The sequence below is a fragment of the Thioclava sp. F28-4 genome, assembly GCF_002020045.1.
Taxonomy (GTDB): domain Bacteria; phylum Pseudomonadota; class Alphaproteobacteria; order Rhodobacterales; family Rhodobacteraceae; genus Thioclava; species Thioclava sediminum.
Genome location: NZ_MPZQ01000048.1, coordinates 1 through 985 on the forward strand (window position 1 = coordinate 1; position 985 = coordinate 985).

General features: G+C 62.0%; 1 protein-coding gene. It reads left to right on the plus strand.

Going from position 1 to position 985, the window contains the following annotated elements; translation table 11 throughout:
• Positions 1–77 precede the first annotated feature (77 nt).
• On the plus strand, positions 78–985 hold a 908-nt coding region (locus BMI87_RS21810; protein WP_078523544.1), incomplete at its 3' end, for an IS1182 family transposase.

The following is a 985-nucleotide window of genomic DNA, read 5'->3' on the forward strand; positions in this document are numbered from 1 at the left end:
TATTCCGTTGAAAAACTCGCGCTTGATTGCTGGGCGTGGCGCTGATTCAATTCCGACATCAGGTGGGAGGATTGGCGATGATGGGACCGAAGCAGGAAGCTCAGCCAGCGCTGTTCTACGAGTTTTCGCTGGAGGATCATGTTCCGCAAGATCACCTACTTCGATCCATCGACCGGTTCGTCGATCTGAGCGGCATCCGTGCTCATCTTGCGGATTTCTACAGCCACACGGGCCGTCCGTCTGTCGACCCCGAACTGCTGATCCGCATGCTCCTGGTCGGCTATTGCTCCGGCATCCGGTCCGAGCGGCGCCTCTGCGAAGAGGTGCATCTGAACTTGGCGTATCGCTGGTTCTGCCGGCTCGACCTTGCTGACCGGGTGCCGGATCACTCCACCTTTTCGAAGAACCGCCATGGCCGGTTTCGTGACAGCGAGCTGCTACGCCACCTGTTCGAGATGACGGTCGCACGCTGCATCGAGGAAGGCCTGGTGAGCGGGCAGCGCATGGCGGTCGATGCCAGCCTGATCGAGGCGGATGCGAACAAGCAGAACTCGACGGCGAAGGAAGAGTGGGACGCCTCGCAAATCGATCCGACGGATGCGCCCCGCGCCGTTCGCGAGTATCTTGAGACGCTGGACGAGGCCGCCTTCGGTGCCGCCAGCGAGGTCCAGCCCAAGTTCACCTCGCATTCCGACCCGGCCAGCCAGTGGACGGCAGCGCGCAAGGGTCCGGCATTCTTTAGCTATTCAGACAACTACCTGATCGACACGGATCACGGCGTCATTGTGGATGTCGAGGCGACGCGGTCGATCCGGCAGGCGGAGGTCGGCTCGACACGCACCATGCTGGACCGGGTGAAGGCCAAGTTCGATTTGCATCCCGAACGCCTGATCGCGGATACCGCCTATGGCACCGGGCCGATGCTGGGTTGGCTGGTCGAGCGCAAGATCGCGCCGCACATCCCCGTCTTGGACAAGTCGGGCCG